At 61.4% G+C, this 17,108-nt stretch carries 10 protein-coding genes; 3 read left to right on the forward strand and 7 right to left on the reverse strand.

All coding sequences use genetic code 11. The features are described from left to right. Positions 1 to 224: 224 nt before the first annotated feature. The 7 genes from THIDRDRAFT_RS02130 to THIDRDRAFT_RS02165 all read right to left on the reverse strand — a co-directional run bounded on the left by THIDRDRAFT_RS02130 (position 225) and on the right by THIDRDRAFT_RS02165 (position 9,288). Positions 225 to 1,142: a 5'-nucleotidase gene (locus tag THIDRDRAFT_RS02130; protein ID WP_007039142.1), complete on the reverse strand. Its 918-nt coding sequence runs from the start codon at positions 1,140 to 1,142 to the stop codon at positions 225 to 227. Between the two features lie 66 nt (positions 1,143 to 1,208). Next, complete coding sequence (locus THIDRDRAFT_RS02135) at positions 1,209 to 1,739, reverse strand: hypothetical protein (RefSeq protein WP_007039143.1); 531 nt, start codon at positions 1,737 to 1,739, stop codon at positions 1,209 to 1,211. A gap of 189 nt (positions 1,740 to 1,928) precedes the next feature. Beyond that, complete coding sequence (locus THIDRDRAFT_RS02140) at positions 1,929 to 2,570, reverse strand: nucleotide-binding protein (protein ID WP_007039144.1); 642 nt, start codon at positions 2,568 to 2,570, stop codon at positions 1,929 to 1,931. A gap of 47 nt (positions 2,571 to 2,617) precedes the next feature. Further along, positions 2,618 to 3,379 carry a LolA-like protein gene (locus THIDRDRAFT_RS02145; protein ID WP_007039145.1) on the reverse strand — a complete coding sequence of 254 codons (762 nt, stop codon included), beginning with the start codon at positions 3,377 to 3,379 and terminating at the stop codon, positions 2,618 to 2,620. Between the two features lie 121 nt (positions 3,380 to 3,500). After that, a complete protein-coding gene (locus THIDRDRAFT_RS25430; RefSeq protein WP_007039146.1) occupies positions 3,501 to 4,136 on the reverse strand; it encodes a hypothetical protein in 636 nt (211 codons plus the stop codon). A gap of 3 nt (positions 4,137 to 4,139) precedes the next feature. After that, a complete protein-coding gene (locus tag THIDRDRAFT_RS02160; protein WP_007039147.1) occupies positions 4,140 to 8,072 on the reverse strand; it encodes an efflux RND transporter permease subunit in 3,933 nt (1,310 codons plus the stop codon). A gap of 73 nt (positions 8,073 to 8,145) precedes the next feature. Next, the gene (locus THIDRDRAFT_RS02165; RefSeq protein WP_245535764.1) at positions 8,146 to 9,288 is read right to left on the reverse strand and encodes an efflux RND transporter periplasmic adaptor subunit; all 1,143 of its coding nucleotides are present in this window, start codon (positions 9,286 to 9,288) and stop codon (positions 8,146 to 8,148) included. A gap of 493 nt (positions 9,289 to 9,781) precedes the next feature. On the opposite strand from THIDRDRAFT_RS02165, the gene THIDRDRAFT_RS02170 reads away from it, so the two are divergent. The 3 genes from THIDRDRAFT_RS02170 (at position 9,782) to THIDRDRAFT_RS23500 (ending at position 17,081) form a co-directional block, all read left to right on the forward strand. Continuing rightward, entirely contained in the window at positions 9,782 to 11,296 is a 1,515-nt protein-coding gene (locus THIDRDRAFT_RS02170) for a dynamin family protein (RefSeq protein WP_007039150.1), read from the forward strand. Between the two features lie 209 nt (positions 11,297 to 11,505). After that, positions 11,506 to 13,893, forward strand: coding sequence for an SUMF1/EgtB/PvdO family nonheme iron enzyme (locus THIDRDRAFT_RS23495; RefSeq protein WP_007039151.1), 2,388 nt, complete (start codon positions 11,506 to 11,508; stop codon positions 13,891 to 13,893). Between the two features lie 242 nt (positions 13,894 to 14,135). Next, a complete protein-coding gene (locus THIDRDRAFT_RS23500; protein ID WP_007039152.1) occupies positions 14,136 to 17,081 on the forward strand; it encodes a serine/threonine-protein kinase in 2,946 nt (981 codons plus the stop codon). The last annotated feature ends 27 nt before the right edge of the window (positions 17,082 to 17,108 follow it).

Below are 17,108 nucleotides of genomic sequence, written 5' to 3' on the forward strand. Positions count from 1 at the left end.
TCGCGAAATGCCCGATCTGTTCAGTAGCGCCATCTCGATACTCCTCTATTCAATAATTCCAGGAATGAATTACACCATCGCACTATCGCTTTTTCCAGCGACTCACCATTCAAGCGAACAGGCAGAAAGAAAAAGCTGACAGGGTTTCACGATCGTCCGCCCTCGCCTTGCTTCAGTCTATCGCCTCTATTTCATCCGCAATCTCGTTCAAAAACGCTTGGGAGTCAGCCATTGGCGACACCATGCGGAACATGACCGGTCGCAACGTGAAGGCTCGCCGCCTCGCAATGAGCTTCCTGATCGTCGAAAAAGATGTCAGCGTCGAATGCGCGCAGGAAATCGGCCTTGCGCATGCCGCCGAGAAACAACGCCTCGTCGATCCGAATGCCCCAGTCACGCAGGGTACGAATCACACGCTCGTGCGAAGGCGCCCCACGCGAGGTCACCAGAGCCGTGCGCAGCGGCGAGGCGTCTTGGGGAAAGAGGGCCTGAAGTCGATGCACGGCGACGAGGAAGCCCTTGAACGGCCCGCTGGCCAGCGGCTCGTGCGCCGAGGCGAACTCGCTCGCGTTGAACACATCGAGCCCTTCCCGGCGAAACAGACGCTCCGCCTCGTCCGAGAAGAGGACCGCGTCGCCGTCGAAGGCAATGCGCACCTGGCCCTCGTGCCCCTCGGCCGAGGGCGCGGACGCAGGTAGAACGGTCGCCGCCGCGCAGCCCGCATCCAAGGCTAGACGCACATCCATCGGATCGGCCGAGAGAAAGAGATGCGCCCCGAACGCCGAAACGTAGCGATAGGGACTCGCGCCACCGGTGAAGGCCGCGCGGGTGATATCCAGGCCATGATGATGGGCCGATGTGAGGACCCGCAGCCCCGTATCAGAGCTGTTGCGCGACAGCAGGATGACCTCGACACGCCCACGCTGCTCCAGCGTGGCATTGAGGCTCATCAGCTTCTTGACCAGGGGAAAGGCGACGCCAGGCGAGAGGATGTCCGACTCGTGGGCGACCTGATACTCTCGGTAGGCATCGACCCCCTGCGTCTCGAAAACCCGATGGGACTCGCTGAGGTCGAACAGCGCCCGAGAAGAAATGGCGACGACCAGCCGAACCGCCTCGATATCCTTGGAGCCTACCGACATCGTCGACCTCGGAGAAGATGGATCGGATTTCCCGAGGTCAGCACACCTGACTGCGAATTCGAGGAATCACCAGGGCATGAACCCATTCATAAATTGCATCGGGCGACTGATACTCTGATTCATGACCGCCATGTCGCGACGCATGGAAGAGGTCGAGGCCGTCATGTTCTGCATCGAACGATCCATGTTCTGCATACTCGCCAGCATCGGCTCCAAGGCGTTGACATCGCGCGCCATCGAGTCGACGGAGACGGACATGGTCCGCATATCGGAACTCATCTGGGCCATGTTGTCCGAGATCGACTGCATGTTGCTGGCCAGCACTGTCATGTTGGTATCGACACTGATCGCCAGATAGTGCACGTCTTTCGCCAGACTGAACACCAGATAGAACCCATAGGCCGCCAGGATGATGAAGGCGAAGAGACTGGGATAGACGATCAGCTCCCATCGCTTGGCGCTGGTCTCGAACGCCTGAGACAGCCTATCGATCGCGAAGGCGTTGATTTGGGCATCGACGCTATCCAGGTTCGCAGCCTGTCCATCGGCCGACTGGACCGATGCGGTCGAGTCCGTGGGCTTCTCGTTGTCCTGCATATTGGGAATTGCGTCCTACCTTGCTGGAATGATGCGTGCGATCTGGTTATGCGTGCACGGAGTGCCCGCGATAGAGCCGATCGATCACGTCGGTTGGGAGATTAACAGAATTGACCGAATGCGCAAAAAGCGCCGCCGGACAGGACGCCTGCGCCCACCAACGGCCAATGGCGTCCGACACACCCGACATCAATGCGTGTCACCCACGAGATGCGGATAGAGCGCGGCGGCCAATCCAAGAAACTCGCGCGCCGCCTTGCCTCGGGACTCGAGTTCGAAGACGGCCAAGCCTTCACTGAACGAGCGACGAAAGACCGTGCGCTGGGACAGACGCGGCTTGATGAAACGAATACCCGGCAGCGAGACCAAGGCTGCGGCGGCCTCGTTGGTCTCCTGCACGGCGTGGTGCGTATCGCCACGGTTGATGAAGCCCAGCATCTCGATCGGAGTCGAACGCTCGACCTCGGAGACAGACTGGATGTAACGCTGCGTCGACCAGATATCGGCCTGCGAGGGCGGCACGGGGACCACCACACGATCGCACAGCGACATGGCTAGGCGCATGCTGTCCATGTCCGAGGTCCCGACGTCGATCAGGGCCTCGTCCGCCGAGCGTAGCGTCTCCTCCGAGAGCGCGCCCCGATCTCTCACCTCCAGGCGTGGCGAGAACCCCTCCTCCTTGCGCACATCGGCCACGTCCGTCAGGGTCGCCTGGGGATCGGCGTCGACGAGCATAACGTCCAGCTCCGCCATCGCCAGCCACACGGCGAGATTGAAGGTCACGGTGCTCTTACCGGAACCGCCTTTCAAACTACCGACGATCGTGATCATGTCATTCTTCCGAGAAGGGGTCTGCCATCCTGTGATCCGCTGACGGACTAGCGCTGTGTCGGGGGGGGCGATTCCATGCGGCTATAGCCGGCCGGAATGTCGAACAGTGCGTCCGGTTGGTCGCCAACCTGAATCCTGTCGAGCTCGCGGACATAGCCGCCCGGAAATTCCTCGCGCACCGAAAGCTTCAGCTCGGGGTCATACCACTGAAAGGTCTTCACCGGCTGCTGATTGGGCGCGGCGCTCGTCATCTCCCATTTCTCGACAGCGCGGCCATCGATCGTCTCCTTACCAACCATCCGCAGCTCCATGGATTGGCCATTGGGCATCCGGTATTTGAGCGGTAGACCGCGCTCGACATCGATCCATTGGACACCGGTGAGGGTCTGACCGTCGCGCACGACCGACATCTCCCACTTCACCGCCGCGCGTCCACCGACATCCTCCTCGCCGACCTTGCGGCAATTCACCCCGTCCAGCCCCGCACAGGGATCGGCGTTGGCCGACGCAGGCGAATCCTGCCGATCGGCTGCCAGGTCACGCTCCATGTAACCCTTTCGATCGGGAAAGAGCAGCAGCTCGCGACCCTGAGTCTGATCGGTGATGCGCACGACCTCCTTGCCCTGTTGGTTCATTTCCACACGCATCCGGCCATCACCCACATACATCTTGCCGGTCGACACCTGACCGTCCGGCCCCCGGCTGACCATGTCGGCCGAGAATTGGGTTCCCGCGATCTGAGCCCCGGCCGTCGCCATGACTGCCGACGACAGGAAAATCGCAATCTGAACGGTTCTTCGAATACTCATTATGTCTCGCTCCCCTGGTGTGTCGCTTTAGATCACGCCGATCGGGTCAGTCGATCCACGGCTCCGAACCAGCGTCCGTGCGATCGATTCCGCCCGTCATCTGGGCCCTGTCCAGCCCCAGTCAACGCCAGCCTTCGGGCTGGTCATATCCGTTGCCACCCGGCGGCTGCATCGAGTCGTAGAGATCTGCCGGGCGCCGGCCCTCCTCACCGGAGTCGAACGGACGCCAAACCGAATCCTTATCATCGGTGGCCTGTCGACGCTCCGCGTCCGAGAGCGGACGAAAACGATACCGGCTCGCGTCCTCGCCAGCACGGACGGCCCCATTCAACGAGGGATCGTCACGAAAACGATAGCCCTGGGCCGGAACCGATTCAGAGAACCCCGAACCCACCGCAGCGGAACCGCCCCTCCAGCGCGAATCGAGCGAGCCATCCGAGCGAAGCCCGTAGCCATCGCTCGAACGCGGCGTATCGCCCCTCGGAGCGAAGCGCCATGCGTTCGCGTCCTGCGGCGAATAGACGTCCCCCGGCGAAGGCGCTCCGTAGACACTGGGGCTCGCGCTCCAACGCTCCGCGACCGACGGCTCCCCCCAAGACCGAGCGCCCGAGGACGGCGCGGCGGACCAACGCCCATCCGACGCCGATTGGGCGAGGCACTCCAGGCTGCAGCAACAACAGAGCGCGATGATCAAACCGCGCCCCCGCAAGCCCGGGCGAACGCCCCAGCCCGAGCCAGAAAGGATCCAGAAGCTCATGCATCAGCTCCGATCGGGATCCGTATCGTCATCGACCTTGAGACGGATCCCGCGCCGAGGAGACTTCTTCTGGGTCGCACCGCCCGCCGCCTTGGTCGGAGCCGTTTGCGAGGAGGCAGCCGTTTTCTTGCTCGCCGCCTTTTTCGTCGCCGTTTTCTTGCTTGCGGCCTTCTTGGCCGCCGGCTTCTTGGCGGCTGCCTTTTTGGAAGCGGTCTTCTTGGATGCCGTTGTCTTGGCCGGAGGCGTCACCACCGATTCGGGCTCTGCACCCGCGTCCAGCGCAGCCGGTTCCTGCGGCGGTTCTGGCTCCGGCACGACCGAGGTCTCGGGCCGAGCGGGCTCGGCGGCCGGCTGTGCAGCCGGCTCGGGACGCACGGATCGCGACTTGGGCTTGGGTTTGGTCTTGCGCAGCCCCTTCAAGGCGTCGAACAGGAGTAGGAAGATGCCTCGGATCGCATAGAAAAACAGCACGAAGAACTCGACCAGCATGTCGAACAGACGTCGCATGCGCCCAGTCTTCACCGCCTTCGCAACCCGCGCGGCACCGGCCTCCATCCGACAGGGCATTTCGACACCGGGCGGCATGCTCGCACCGGCGACCATGCACATATCCTCCTTCGCCGCGACGCAGCCCAGCGGAATGACGATCAGGGTCAGCATGGTCGAGACCAGCACGCCGGACAGCAGCGAGATGGCCATGCCCTGGAAGATCGGATCCGTGATGATGACGCTCGACCCGGCCACCAGCGCCAGAGCGGTGATGAGGATCGGACGCGTCCGAATCTTACAGGAGCGGATCATGGCCTCGGCCACAGGTACGCCCTTCTGGATCTCGTGGATCGCGAAGTCGACCAGCAGAATGGAGTTACGCACGATGATACCGGCCAGGGCGATCCAGCCGATCATCGAGGTCGCGGTGAACTCGCCGCCGATTCCCAGGGCGAACATCACCGAATGGGCCGGGATGATGCCTAGCAAGGTCAACGGAATGGGCGCCATGATGACGAGCGGGATACGGAAGTTCCCGAACTCCCAGACCACCAGGATATAGATGAGGACCAGCGCCACGCCAAAGGCCGCCCCCATATCGCGGAAGGTCTCGTAGGTCACGGTCCATTCGCCGCCCCACTCCCAGGCCAGACGGCTGTTGTCGGGCGGTGGACCGAGCCAATAGAAGGCATCGCCGGAGCCGCCGCTGGCCGCCGGCTTGGAGCCGTCGGGCGCCGTATAGTCCTGCGCCGCCATCAGATCCTGGACCTGGAACATGGCATAGACGGGCGCCGCCAAACGGCCGCCGACATCCGAGACCACGAACTCGACCGGCCGCAGATCCTTGTGATAGATGAGGTCCTCCTCGGGCGTGCGCTGGAAGGATCCAAGCTCGCTCAGAGGCACGGTGAAACCCTGGCTCGACTGAATCGGCAGATCCCCGAGACGCTGGATCTCGGAACGCTCGGCCAACGGCACCTGCAGCGCGATCTGGATCGGCTCGTGCCCGCTCTGGCGCCCGGTCTGCTGTTTGATGTCGCCCATCGGAGCGCCGCCGAGCGCCATCGACAGATTGCGGTTGATGGTATCGACGGAGATGCCACGACGCACCGCCTTCTCGGTATCCACGTTGAAGCGCCAGTAATCGAAGGGATCTCGCAGATAGTTGTCGACGTCGCGCGTACTCTCGGCCTGGGTAAAGAAGTCCGTCACCTCGCGCGCGAACCGATGCCTCAGTTCGGTGTTCGGTCCATAGATCTCGGCCACCACCGACTGGAGAACCGGCGGCCCCGGTGGCATCTCGACCACGGCGATCCGCGCACCGGTGCCGGACAGGATGGGCTCCAGCAGGTTGCGCGCCTCGACCGCGATCTCGTGACTGCTGCGTTCGCGCGCATGCTTGTCGCTGAGCTGGACCTGGAGCTCGGCCTGCCAGGGATCGGAACGCAGATAGTAGTGACGGACCATGCCGTTGAAGTCGAAGGGTCGCGCGGTGCCCACATAGAGCTGCATCGCGGTCACCTCGGGGACCCCTTTGATCCGCTCGGCCATGCGATGAGCCAGGTTGGCCGTGACCGGCAGCGCGGTGCCCTCGGGCATATCGATGACCACCGAGAACTCGGGCTTATTGTCGAGCGGCAGCATCTTCACCGACACCCAGTGGAAGTAAAAGAAGGAGCAGGTGAACAGGAAGGTGCCCCAAAGCGTCAGCCGGAAGATGGCGCGCTTGCGCGGATTCTCCATCAGCGGGGTCAAGATGCGCCGGAAGAAGCGCTCCAGGCGCTCGGCGTCGCGATGCTCGCGCTTCTCGGCAGCGTTCAGATAACGCATTGAGGGACGCAGCCACTTGGAGATCGCCAGATAGGGCGTGAAGACGAAGGCCGCGAACAGCGAGATGAACATGGCCACCGAGCCGAGCTTGGGAATCGGCGCCATGTAAGGCCCCATCATGCCGCTGACGAAGCCCATGGGCAGCAGTGCCGCGATGACGGTGAAGGTGGCGAGAATGGTCGGATTGCCGACCTCGCGCACGGCGTCGACCGCCGTCTCGTCGTCGGTACGCCCCTCCTCCAGCCAGCGCCGATAGATGTTCTCGATAACGACTATGGCATCGTCGACCAGGATGCCGATCGAGAAGATGAGCGCGAACAGACTGACCCGGTCGATGGTCATGCCCCAGATCCAGGCGACGAAGACCGTCATGAAGAGCACGACCGGAATGACCAGCATGACGACGATCGCCGGACGCAATGCACGGAAGGCCGCCAGCACCAGCAAGAAGACGAAGCCGGTCGCGACGATCAGCTTGAAGATCAGCTCATTGACCTTCTCGTTGGCGGTCTCGCCGTAGTTGCGGGTGACGCTCACCTCGACGTTATCGGGAATGCGCGACCCCTTCAGCTCCTCGACCTTGTCGATGATCGACTGGGCGACGGTGACGCCGTTGGTCAACTCCTTCTTGGCGATGGCGATGGTCACTGCAGGACGGCCGTCGGCCCGCTCGACATCCTCGGCGGAGGCGCCGCTGTAATAGCTTACGAGCTGCGAGGCATCCTCCTCTGGACCGAGCCGGATATCGGCGACATCGTGCAGATAGACGGGGACGTCATTGTAGGTCCCGACCACCAGTCGAGCGATGTCCTCGACCCCGGTCAGGAAGGCACCGGTGGTCACCGAGAAGCGCGATCCGCTCACCTCGACGCCGCCGGCGGTGGTCTCGGCATTGGCGCCCTTGATGGTCTGGGCGACCTGATCGAGACTGATGCGATAGCCCGACAGACGCTCGGGCGAGACGTTGATGGTCACCTGCTCGCGGCGGCCGCCGACGATGAAGGCGTTGCCCGTGTTCGGGACCTGCTTGAGCGCCTGGAGCACGTCCTGGGCGAGCAGACGCAGCTGGGCGTCGTCGACGTCGGCCGCACCGTCGCGGTCGAGATCCTTGGACCAGAGCGTCAGCGTGACGATGGGAACGTCGTCGATTCCCTTGCTTTTGACCAGCGGGGGCAGGACGCCGGGCGGAATCTTGTCCATGTTGGAGGCGAGCCGGTCGTTCACCTTGACCAGCGAGGGTCCCATCTCCTCGCCGACGTCGAACTCGACCGTAACCAGCCCCTGCCCGCGCTGCGCCACCGAATAGACGTGCTTGATGCCGGCGATCTCGCTCATGATCCGCTCGAGTGGCTGGACCGCGAGGTTGGCGACCTGCTGTGCCGAGGCACCGGGATACTGCACCATGATGTCGATCATGGGGACCGAGATCTGCGGGTCCTCCTGACGCGGCGTCAGAATGAGCCCCAGCAGCCCCATCATGAGCATGGCGACATAGAACAGCGGGGAAAGCGGAGAACGAATGAAGAATTTGGCCGTGCGGCCGGCAACGCCCAATTGCTCGGACTTCGACAACAGCGGGCTTTCTTGCGAAGACTGTGCGCTAAGATCTTGACTCATATCCATCCAATCCAGACTGTCCAGGCCGATGCCACGCGGTCGCGGCCGGCTGAGAGATGTATCGCCGATCGCATCAGCGATCCGCAGCTCCTCCCTTCGACCAACCGGCCGTCACCCCAGGGCCGGGGTTGAGCAGAACCCGCTCGCCCGCGCGCAGTCCGCTGAGGACCGTGATGAGGCCATCGTTCAACGCCTCGCCGACACGGATCAAACGCAGCTGCGGCCGACCGCTGTCGTCGAGCACATAGACGCCTGGAAGGCTGCCGTTGTAGCGCACGGCGTTCTTCGGAATCACCGGATTGGACTTGACCGGCGCATTGATGTCGGAGACCAACACCTTGGCGTACATGCCGGGCTCCGAGACGCCCTGAGGCAGGTCGAACTTGACCTTCACCGTATGGCGCTGCGGATCGGCCATGGGATAGATCTGAGCCACCCGGACCGGCACGCGCCGATCGCCCGGATCGATCTCAGCCGGAATCATCTGACCTTCGTGCAATCCGGAGCGAAGACGCGCCGGCACGTCCACTTCGACCTGGAGAAATTCGATGTCGGCGAAATTGATCAGGGGCTGACCGGGCTGAACCGTATCGCCCACCTCGACGAACTTCTTGACGATGACGCCGGCGAAGGGCGAGATGCTGCGCGCGTCGCGAATCTTGGAGTCGAGCGCCTGCAACTCGGCCTGCAAACGCATCATGGCGCTACGCGCTTCCTGGATCTGGATACCGGAGGCGAACAGATCGGCCGAACGCTCGGTGGAGTGATCGCGTTCGCCGACGAAGCTCTCCACCGGACGGGTGAACATCTGATCGAACAGATTGGGCAGCCCCATGCCTCCCGGGGCGTTCCGCGACTGGGGAGAATAGATCTCGCGCGTGTACTGCACACCGGCATTGCGCAATTTGGCGTCGGCGCTGGCCATCTGAGCGAGCAGCGCACGACGGTTGGCGAGCAGCTCCTCGTCGTCGATGGCGACCAGCAACTTGCCATCCTCGAAGGAATTGCCCTCGCGGCCGGCGATGAAGGTCACACGCCCAGGCAGCTGGGCCGAGAGCGTGACCTCCTTATAGGGCACCACGGTGCCACCCACCGATACCGTGGGCGCCCCCTGGGTCTGCTGAACGACGAAAGATTCCCCGACCTGCCCGAGCACCAAGCCCGGAACAAACGCCAAGACGAAGGCGAACAGGCGCACAGCGGGCGCATTACTCATCTGTATTCCCATCGGATCGCACACCAAATGATACTTCTTATATTTGAGTCGAATGCCCGACGGGCATGGATGCGGTCGGACCTGAATGGCGAGGACATCGGGCCCTGCGTCGCACATGGCGCCCGTCTCGGGGAGAGGCCGACTGGACTCGGATACATGCCAGACGGACCACGCACCGCGCGGGATCGCAGGCCGCTCGCTTCCGTTGCCTCGCCCATGCCTCGCGGCGCAGTTGCGCAGTATGCATTCAGCACATGACCACATTCAAGCCGATGGCAAGCTCCAGTGCGCGAATCCGGATCGGATTGGGCCTGCAAATTCCCTCGCTAGACAGGCGGCTACCGTCTCGGGCGAGGATGGGTGTAACATCGCGAACCACTGCGGAAGCGCCCGACGCGGTCTCCCGACATACGCCGGTTTCCACCATCATCAGCCCACCCTGTCCGCTGCGGTTTGTTCGACGACCGCCGAGAAATACCTGAGGAGCCCATCCATGACGTCCACGTCCGACGCCCTTCAGCAACGCCTCCAAGAACTGGAATCGCACCTGTCCCAGGAGAACCCCGTCCTGCTCAGCGCGGTGCAGAGCTTCAGGGCGATCGATCATGTCGCATACCGCATGGGATTGCTGGAATCCAATCAATCCTTCGCCAATCAGATCCCCTGGTGGCCGCTGATCTCCATCCTCGGCACCTTCTCAGCCGGCAAGTCGACCTTCGTCAACCATTACCTCGGACGCAAACTGCAGCGCACGGGCAACCAGGCGGTCGACGATCGCTTCACCGTCGTCGTCTACAGCCCCGAGGAGACGAGCCACACCCTTCCGGGTGTCTCGCTCGACTCGGATCCGCGCTTCCCCTTTTTCCGCATGTCGCAGTCCATCGAAGAGGTCGCCAACGGCGAGGGCAGCCGGATCGACGCCTACCTCCAACTCAAGACCACCCATAGCGATCGGCTGCGCGGCAAGATCCTGATCGACTCGCCCGGATTCGACGCCGACGCCCAACGCACGGCGGTGCTGCGCATCACCAACCACATGATCGACCTGTCCGATCTGGTCCTGGTCTTTTTCGACGCGCGCCACCCCGAGCCGGGCGCCATGCGCGACACACTGAAGCATCTGGTCGGCGACACCATCAAGCGCTCCGACTCCGGCAAGTTTCTCTACATCCTCAACCAGCTCGACTCGACCGCAGGCGAGGACAACCCAGAAGACGTGGTCGCCGCCTGGCTGCGCGCCATGGGCGAGGCAGGCCTCACGGCCGGACGCTTCTATACCATCTACTGCCCTGACGTCGATACCTATATCAAGGACGAGTATCGCCGCAAGCGCTTCGAGAAGAAGCGCGACGAAGATCTGAACGAGATCTATCAGCGCATGGAGCAGGTCGAAATCGAGCGTGCTTACCGCATCATCGCGGCACTACGCAAAACCGCCACCGACTTCAGGCACAACACGGTCGACCTGCTGAATGGAACGCTACGCAAATGGCGTCGCCGCACCCTGGCGACCGACGCGCTCCTGCTGATCGGTGCCGTCGCCAGCTTCATGGTCTGGAGCCTAAACGCAGGCCAGTGGCACGGACTGGTCTACGAGGCACACTGGCTCGACCTGGTGAAGAGCGTCCCCTGGGGACTCGACGCCTTAGAGGGCACGCTGGCGCTGATCGCGATCCTGATCCATTTCGGCGTGCGCCGTCTCGCTGCAGCGAGCCTCGTGCCTGGTCTGCGCAAGGAGGTCGAGAAGCGCGATCCGCCCGGCGACGTCATCGCCGCCTTCCGGCACAACACACGTTTCTGGCGCACCGTGCTGCTCGGACGGGCGTTCGGCTGGAACAGCGGATCGCGCTCCGAGATCGACGAGGTCTTCCAGGGTTGCGAAAGCTATATCCAGACCCTAAACGCGAGCTTCACCAATCCGAAGGGCGCGCAAGACAGTACCTGGCAGCAATCCTCCACCCCCACCAACAGCCGAGACCTGAGCGAGATGAAGCCGGAACCCGCCTGAAACCCAGCCGATCGCTCGCTTCCACGCTCCTCGGCAGACAGGTAAACGGCCTGTCTGCCGACACTGATGGAGCGGTTCGCCCATGAAGATCGCGATCAGGCGACCTCTGCCACCCCCAAAGGCGCACAGCCCCATCGCGAGCGGCTCGATCCAGCGATAGCAACCCCGTTCACGGATATCGCCGCCGACGCCGCTTCCCGAGAGACCCGATGGATCGTTCCAATCATTGCCCCGATTGTTTTCAGTCCCCTGCCCCCGATCCGGTCTGCGGCCATTGCGGATTCGACGCGAGCGTCTATGTGCATGACGCCAGCCTGCTCGCACCCTTCACCAGGCTCGGAGACGGACTCTATCTGGTCGGTCGCGTCCTTGGCCGACCGGGCGGTTTCGGGGTGGTCTATGCCGGCTGGCAAGCCCGAATCGGCAAACCCGTAGCCATCAAGGAATTCTTTCCCTCCACCTTCAACCCATTGGCCAAGCGCAACGGACAGGACAGCCTGTCCGTTTCCCCACTCGACCCGGATGCGTTCGCACGCTGGAAGGAACGCTTCCTAGAAGAGGCACGGCTACTGGCACAGTTCGATCACCCGGGCATCGTCCAGGCCCATGACGTGCTGGAGGAGAACCAAACCGCCTATCTGGTGATGGAACGTCTCGCGGGGCTGACCTTGGCGGATGCGCTCGGCGGGCTTCGGCAAACCGGTACGGGACTGGTGCTGGAACGTCGGCTACCCGCCGCCCAAGCACTTCCACTGCTGCTCTCGGCGCTGGATGGATTGGCCTACCTGCATCGCCAACCCGCACCCAAGGGACCGGTCCTGCACCTGGACCTCACCCCCAACAATCTATTTCTACAACGGGATCCGATAGCAAACGCACCCGACCCAGGACGCATCAAACTGCTCGATTTCGGCCTGGCGCGCAACGGTGAGCGGACGGTGGGAAACGCCTCGATCGGCGCTGGAGTCGGACATCCCCACTTCATGCCCCCGGAGCAGGCCGACCGCCAACGCCAGCAGCCCGTCACCCCTACGGCGGACGTTTACACCCTGGGCGCCACGCTCTACACCGCACTGACCGCCGCTGCGCCGCCACCTGCGGAAGCACGCCGTGCCGGCACACCGCTTGCGGACCTGAGTGCACGGGTCCCTGAATTGGATCCTGGTGTGGCTCGGGTCCTGATGGACTGCCTAAACCTGGCGGCCGACCAACGCCCTCGGGATGCGCTGGACCTGCAAGCCCGGCTGGCGGCACTGACCCAACTGCCGCCTCCGCCGCCACCCGAACCGACCGCCACCCAACATCCGGTATCGATTCACGATACGTATGAGACCCCATCCCCCTCAGATGCCTCGCCGAGCGCCGTTGATGCGTCGGACGGCGAATCCGAACGCCCGCAGCACGGCACGCGGGGACGCAAAAAAGGACTGCTCGCACTGATCTTGATAGGAGCCATCGTCGCGGGCGGCTGGTCTCTTTGGGCCGCCATGTTCCCAGCGTCCGATGAGACACCCCACCCTATTTCTGTGACGCCAATCCCTGAACCGCCAGTCAAGCCGCAGGGCGAGCTGATCGTGCGCTCCAACGTCAGTGGAGACACCTGGTATCTGGACGGACGCCGTATTGGCCCGACGAGTCCCGAACCCTATGAAGCCGCAGCGGGGACACACCAAATCCGCATCGAGAAGGCCGGCTTTTTTCACTATGAGGCCCAGGTCGATCTAACGCCTGGTGAGCCGCGCACAGTGCACGCAGAGCTGATCCCGGCCCCCGAGATGCTTGAAATCCAGGGTGGATGTTTTCAGATGGGGAGTTCCGCGAATGAAGCTGAGCGCCTTGAGGACGAGCGCCAGCACCACGTCTGTGTCCAAGACTTTCGACTGGGCAAACATGAAGTCACGGTCGATGAGTTCAGTCGGTTCGTCGCAGCGACGGGATACCTCACGGACGCGGAGCGCAACGCGGGGGATCTTGAGGGCTGCTTTGCGGACTACGACCAAGAGAAGCGTTGGACGTCGTGGCGCGCCAGGGCAGACGCGAATTGGCGCAATCCAAACGCCGATCAATACAACCAGCAACTGCATCCGGTCGCCTGCGTGAGCTGGTACGACACCCAAGCCTACATCGCCTGGCTCAACGCGCAGGGAGAGGGGCGCTACCGGCTTCCAACCGAGGCGGAATGGGAATATGCCGCCCGCGCTGGGACGCGGGGCGCGCGTTATTGGGGCGATGCCGTCGATGCCAGGGCATGCCAATACGCCAACATCGCCGACAAGGCGCATGGCTGGAAGCTGGGCTTTCCCTGTGACGATGGTTACGAATGGTCCGCCCCGGTCGGCAGTTTCCGAGCCAACCCCTGGGGACTGGAAGACATGCTCGGCAATGTCTGGGAGTGGACCTGCTCGGTCTACGACAAACGCTATGGCGGAGCCGAGAGTCGATGTTCCGATGAAACCAATCCCGGCCGCCGGTCGCTCCGGGGCAGCTCCTGGTTCAACGCCGCACCGAACTGGGTGCGCTCTGCGCTCCGAGGCAGCAACAAGCCGGGCTACCGCTATGCGGACATCGGGTTCCGACTTGCCCAGGATTCACTCTAGCGTCGGTGTCTGGACCTTCGACTGATTCGTCGGCATTCGCCCATGCCAAAGGCCAAGGATTCCATTTCCAGACACAAAAAGCGTAACCCTATAGCAGTCACATTCGCGCTTGAATCCCTTGCTTCAATCGGGCGAAATGGGTGACGGGCCGCAAATCTATCCTCCCGGCGCGTCGCACAAAAACTGGGCGCGCCTTTCGAAAAGACCCTGGCGGCTATCGTCCCTGTGATTCTGGAGACCCGATGGACCGCACCAGCCACTGTCCCGATTGCTTTCAGTCCCCCGCCCCCAATCCGGTCTGCCGCCATTGTGGTTTCGACTGGCGCGATTATGAGCCTGACTCCAGCCTGCTCGCACCTTTCACCGGACTCTGTGATGGACTCTATCGGGTCGGCCGCGTCCTCGGACGGCCGGGTGGTTTCGGCGTGGTCTATGCCGGCTGGCAAACCCGGCTCGGCAAGCCTGTCGCCATCAAGGAGTTCTTTCCCTCGACCTGGAACCCATTGGCTAAACGCAGTGGGCACGACAGCTTGTCCGTTGTCCCAGTTCAAGCGGATAGCGAGGCGTTGCTGGACAAATGGAAGAAGCGCTTTCTGGAAGAGGCGCAGTTGCTGGCCCGACTCGAGCATCCGGGCATCGTCCAGGCCCACGACGTACTGGAGGAGAACAAAACCGCCTACCTGGTGATGGAGCGTCTTCGGGGACAGACCCTGTCGGAATTCCTGGGTGGGCTGAAAGAAACCAGCGCGGGCCTGGTGCTGGAACGTCGACTACCCGCAGCCCAGGCGCTTCCGCTCCTGTTCTCGGCCCTGGATGGATTGGCCTATCTGCATAGCCAATCCAAATCACAGGGGCCAATCCTGCACCTGGACCTCAGCCCCAACAACCTCTTCCTTCAGAACGACCCCATCTCGACCGAGCCTGACCCGGGGCGCGTCAAACTGCTCGATTTCGGTCTGGCGCGACACGGTGCGCGAATGGCTGGCAACGCCTCGATCGGTGCCGGGGTCGGACATCCGCATTTCATGCCCCCGGAACAGGCCGACCCTCAGCGAAACAAATCCGTCACAGCTGCCGCAGACACCTACACTCTGGGTGCAACGCTCTACACAGCATTGACCGCATGCGCACCACCGCCGACCGATGCACGCAGCACCGGCGCACCGCTCGCCGATTTGAGGGCACGGGTCCCGGAACTGGACTCTGGACTCGCCGGAGTACTAATGGACTGTCTGCGCCTAGCGGCCAACCAGCGTCCCCGGGATGCCATCGACATGCAATTCCGGCTAGCGGCCCTGACCCAAATGCCGCCTCCGTCCGAGCCGGCTCCTATTCCAAAGCCCGAACCGATTACCGATGAGGATGAGATCCAATCCGGTGAGGACGAGGCATTAAGCGTTGACGAATCCGAAGAAAGCCCAATACCTAACCGAAAAACAATCAAAGCCCGGATAAAGAAAAAGAAGCCAGCAGTTCGTCTGCTGACCCCGTTTGGAATCATCTCTGCAGGCGGTTGGGTTCTTTGGATAACCCTCTCTCTGGAAAGCGATATCCAATTTCCCACGCCCGTCCACACGGGTGAGCCGGTCATTCCAGCGCCCCCTCCCGCTGCTGCGCCACCAAAACCAACGTTGCCACACATACCTTTGCCGGATGCCCCAGCGGGCGAGAATAACGTAGGCTCCAACGTCAATGCCAACACTAGGCGTCTGGATAATAGGGCGATCAGCTCAATCAATCCGGCAAGCCACGAAATCCAAGCCAATGCTCGCCAAATTGCTGATCTTGAGGGTCGCTTCAACACCCATATCAAGCGCAATGCCCTTACTAGTGGGCACGACGGCCACGCTCTAGATGACTTGCAAAAGATTCTAGCTCTCATTCCCGAAGGTGGTCGCGCGAAATGGAATGGAATCGAACGCGAACGAGCAAAAATTGAATCTAACGGGCGTAGACGCATTGCCGATGCCTATCTAGCTTTGGCGTATGCTCAACTCGACCGCAGCGCTCCCGATGCAGCCGCCAATTGGATTGCCAAAGCTGAAGAGATCAACCCGATAAATTCGGACCTCATAGGTCTACAATCTCATCTCGGCTTCATATATTTGGAAACTAATACCGATCAAGATAACCGAAAAGCTTTGCGCTTATTTAATAAAGCAGCCATAAACGGCCATGCCATGGCTCAATATAATCTCGGTGTAATGTATGCAAATGGTCTTGGTACCACCAAAGATGACCGACAGGCTGTAGAGTGGTATCGCAAGGCAGCCGAGCAAGGAAATGCTGATGCACAAAACAACCTCGGCGTAATGTATGCAAATGGTCTTGGCATCACCAAAGATGACCAACAGGCCGTAGAGTGGTATCGCAAGGCAGCCGAGCAGGGAAGTGCTGATGCACAAAACAATCTTGGTGTAATGCATTCAGAAGGCCGCGGTATCGAACTGGATCAGCATCAGGCGTCACATTGGTTTAGAAAAGCGGCTGAACAAGGTCATGCTGCTGCGCAAAACAGTCTCGGTATCGCATTTTTTTACGGACGAGGTGTCATCCAAAGTGACCACCAGGCATTGAAATGGTTCCATAAAGCGGCCGAGCAAGGGTATATTGAAGCTCAATACAATCTCGGTTTAATTAACACCTTCGGTCGTGGCACTAAAAAGGATGACCAGCAATCAGCTGAATGGTTTCACAAAGCCGCCAGTCAAGGACATACTGAAGCACAGTACAATCTTGGTATAATGTATTCAGAAGGCCGTGGAGTTAAAAAAAATCAATCTCAAGCGGCTCGCTGGTACCGCAAAGCGGCCGAGCAGGGGTTTGCTAATGCACAATACAATCTTGGAATAATGTATTCAGAAGGCCGCGGAGTTAACAAAGACCAATCTCAAGCAGACCACTGGTATCGCAAAGCAGCCGAACAGGGTCACGCGCAAGCCCAAAATAATTACGGCGTCAAGTTCATGGTCGGTGAAGGGGTCGGCCCTGACTATTATCAGGCGTTTCTTTGGTTTGAAAAAGCATCGAAACAAGGCCATGCTGACGCACAGAATAACCTCGGCATGCTTTATGAATTTGGCCTTGGAGTCCCTGCGGATCACCATCAAGCCGCATATTGGTTCCATCAAGCAGCAAATCAAGGGCATAAAGGCGCACGCGAGATGATTAAAAAATTGAATCTATGATTCCGTGAGCCTAATGGTAGGATCATT

It is taken from the genome of Thiorhodococcus drewsii AZ1 (assembly GCF_000224065.1).
Taxonomy (GTDB): domain Bacteria; phylum Pseudomonadota; class Gammaproteobacteria; order Chromatiales; family Chromatiaceae; genus Imhoffiella; species Imhoffiella drewsii.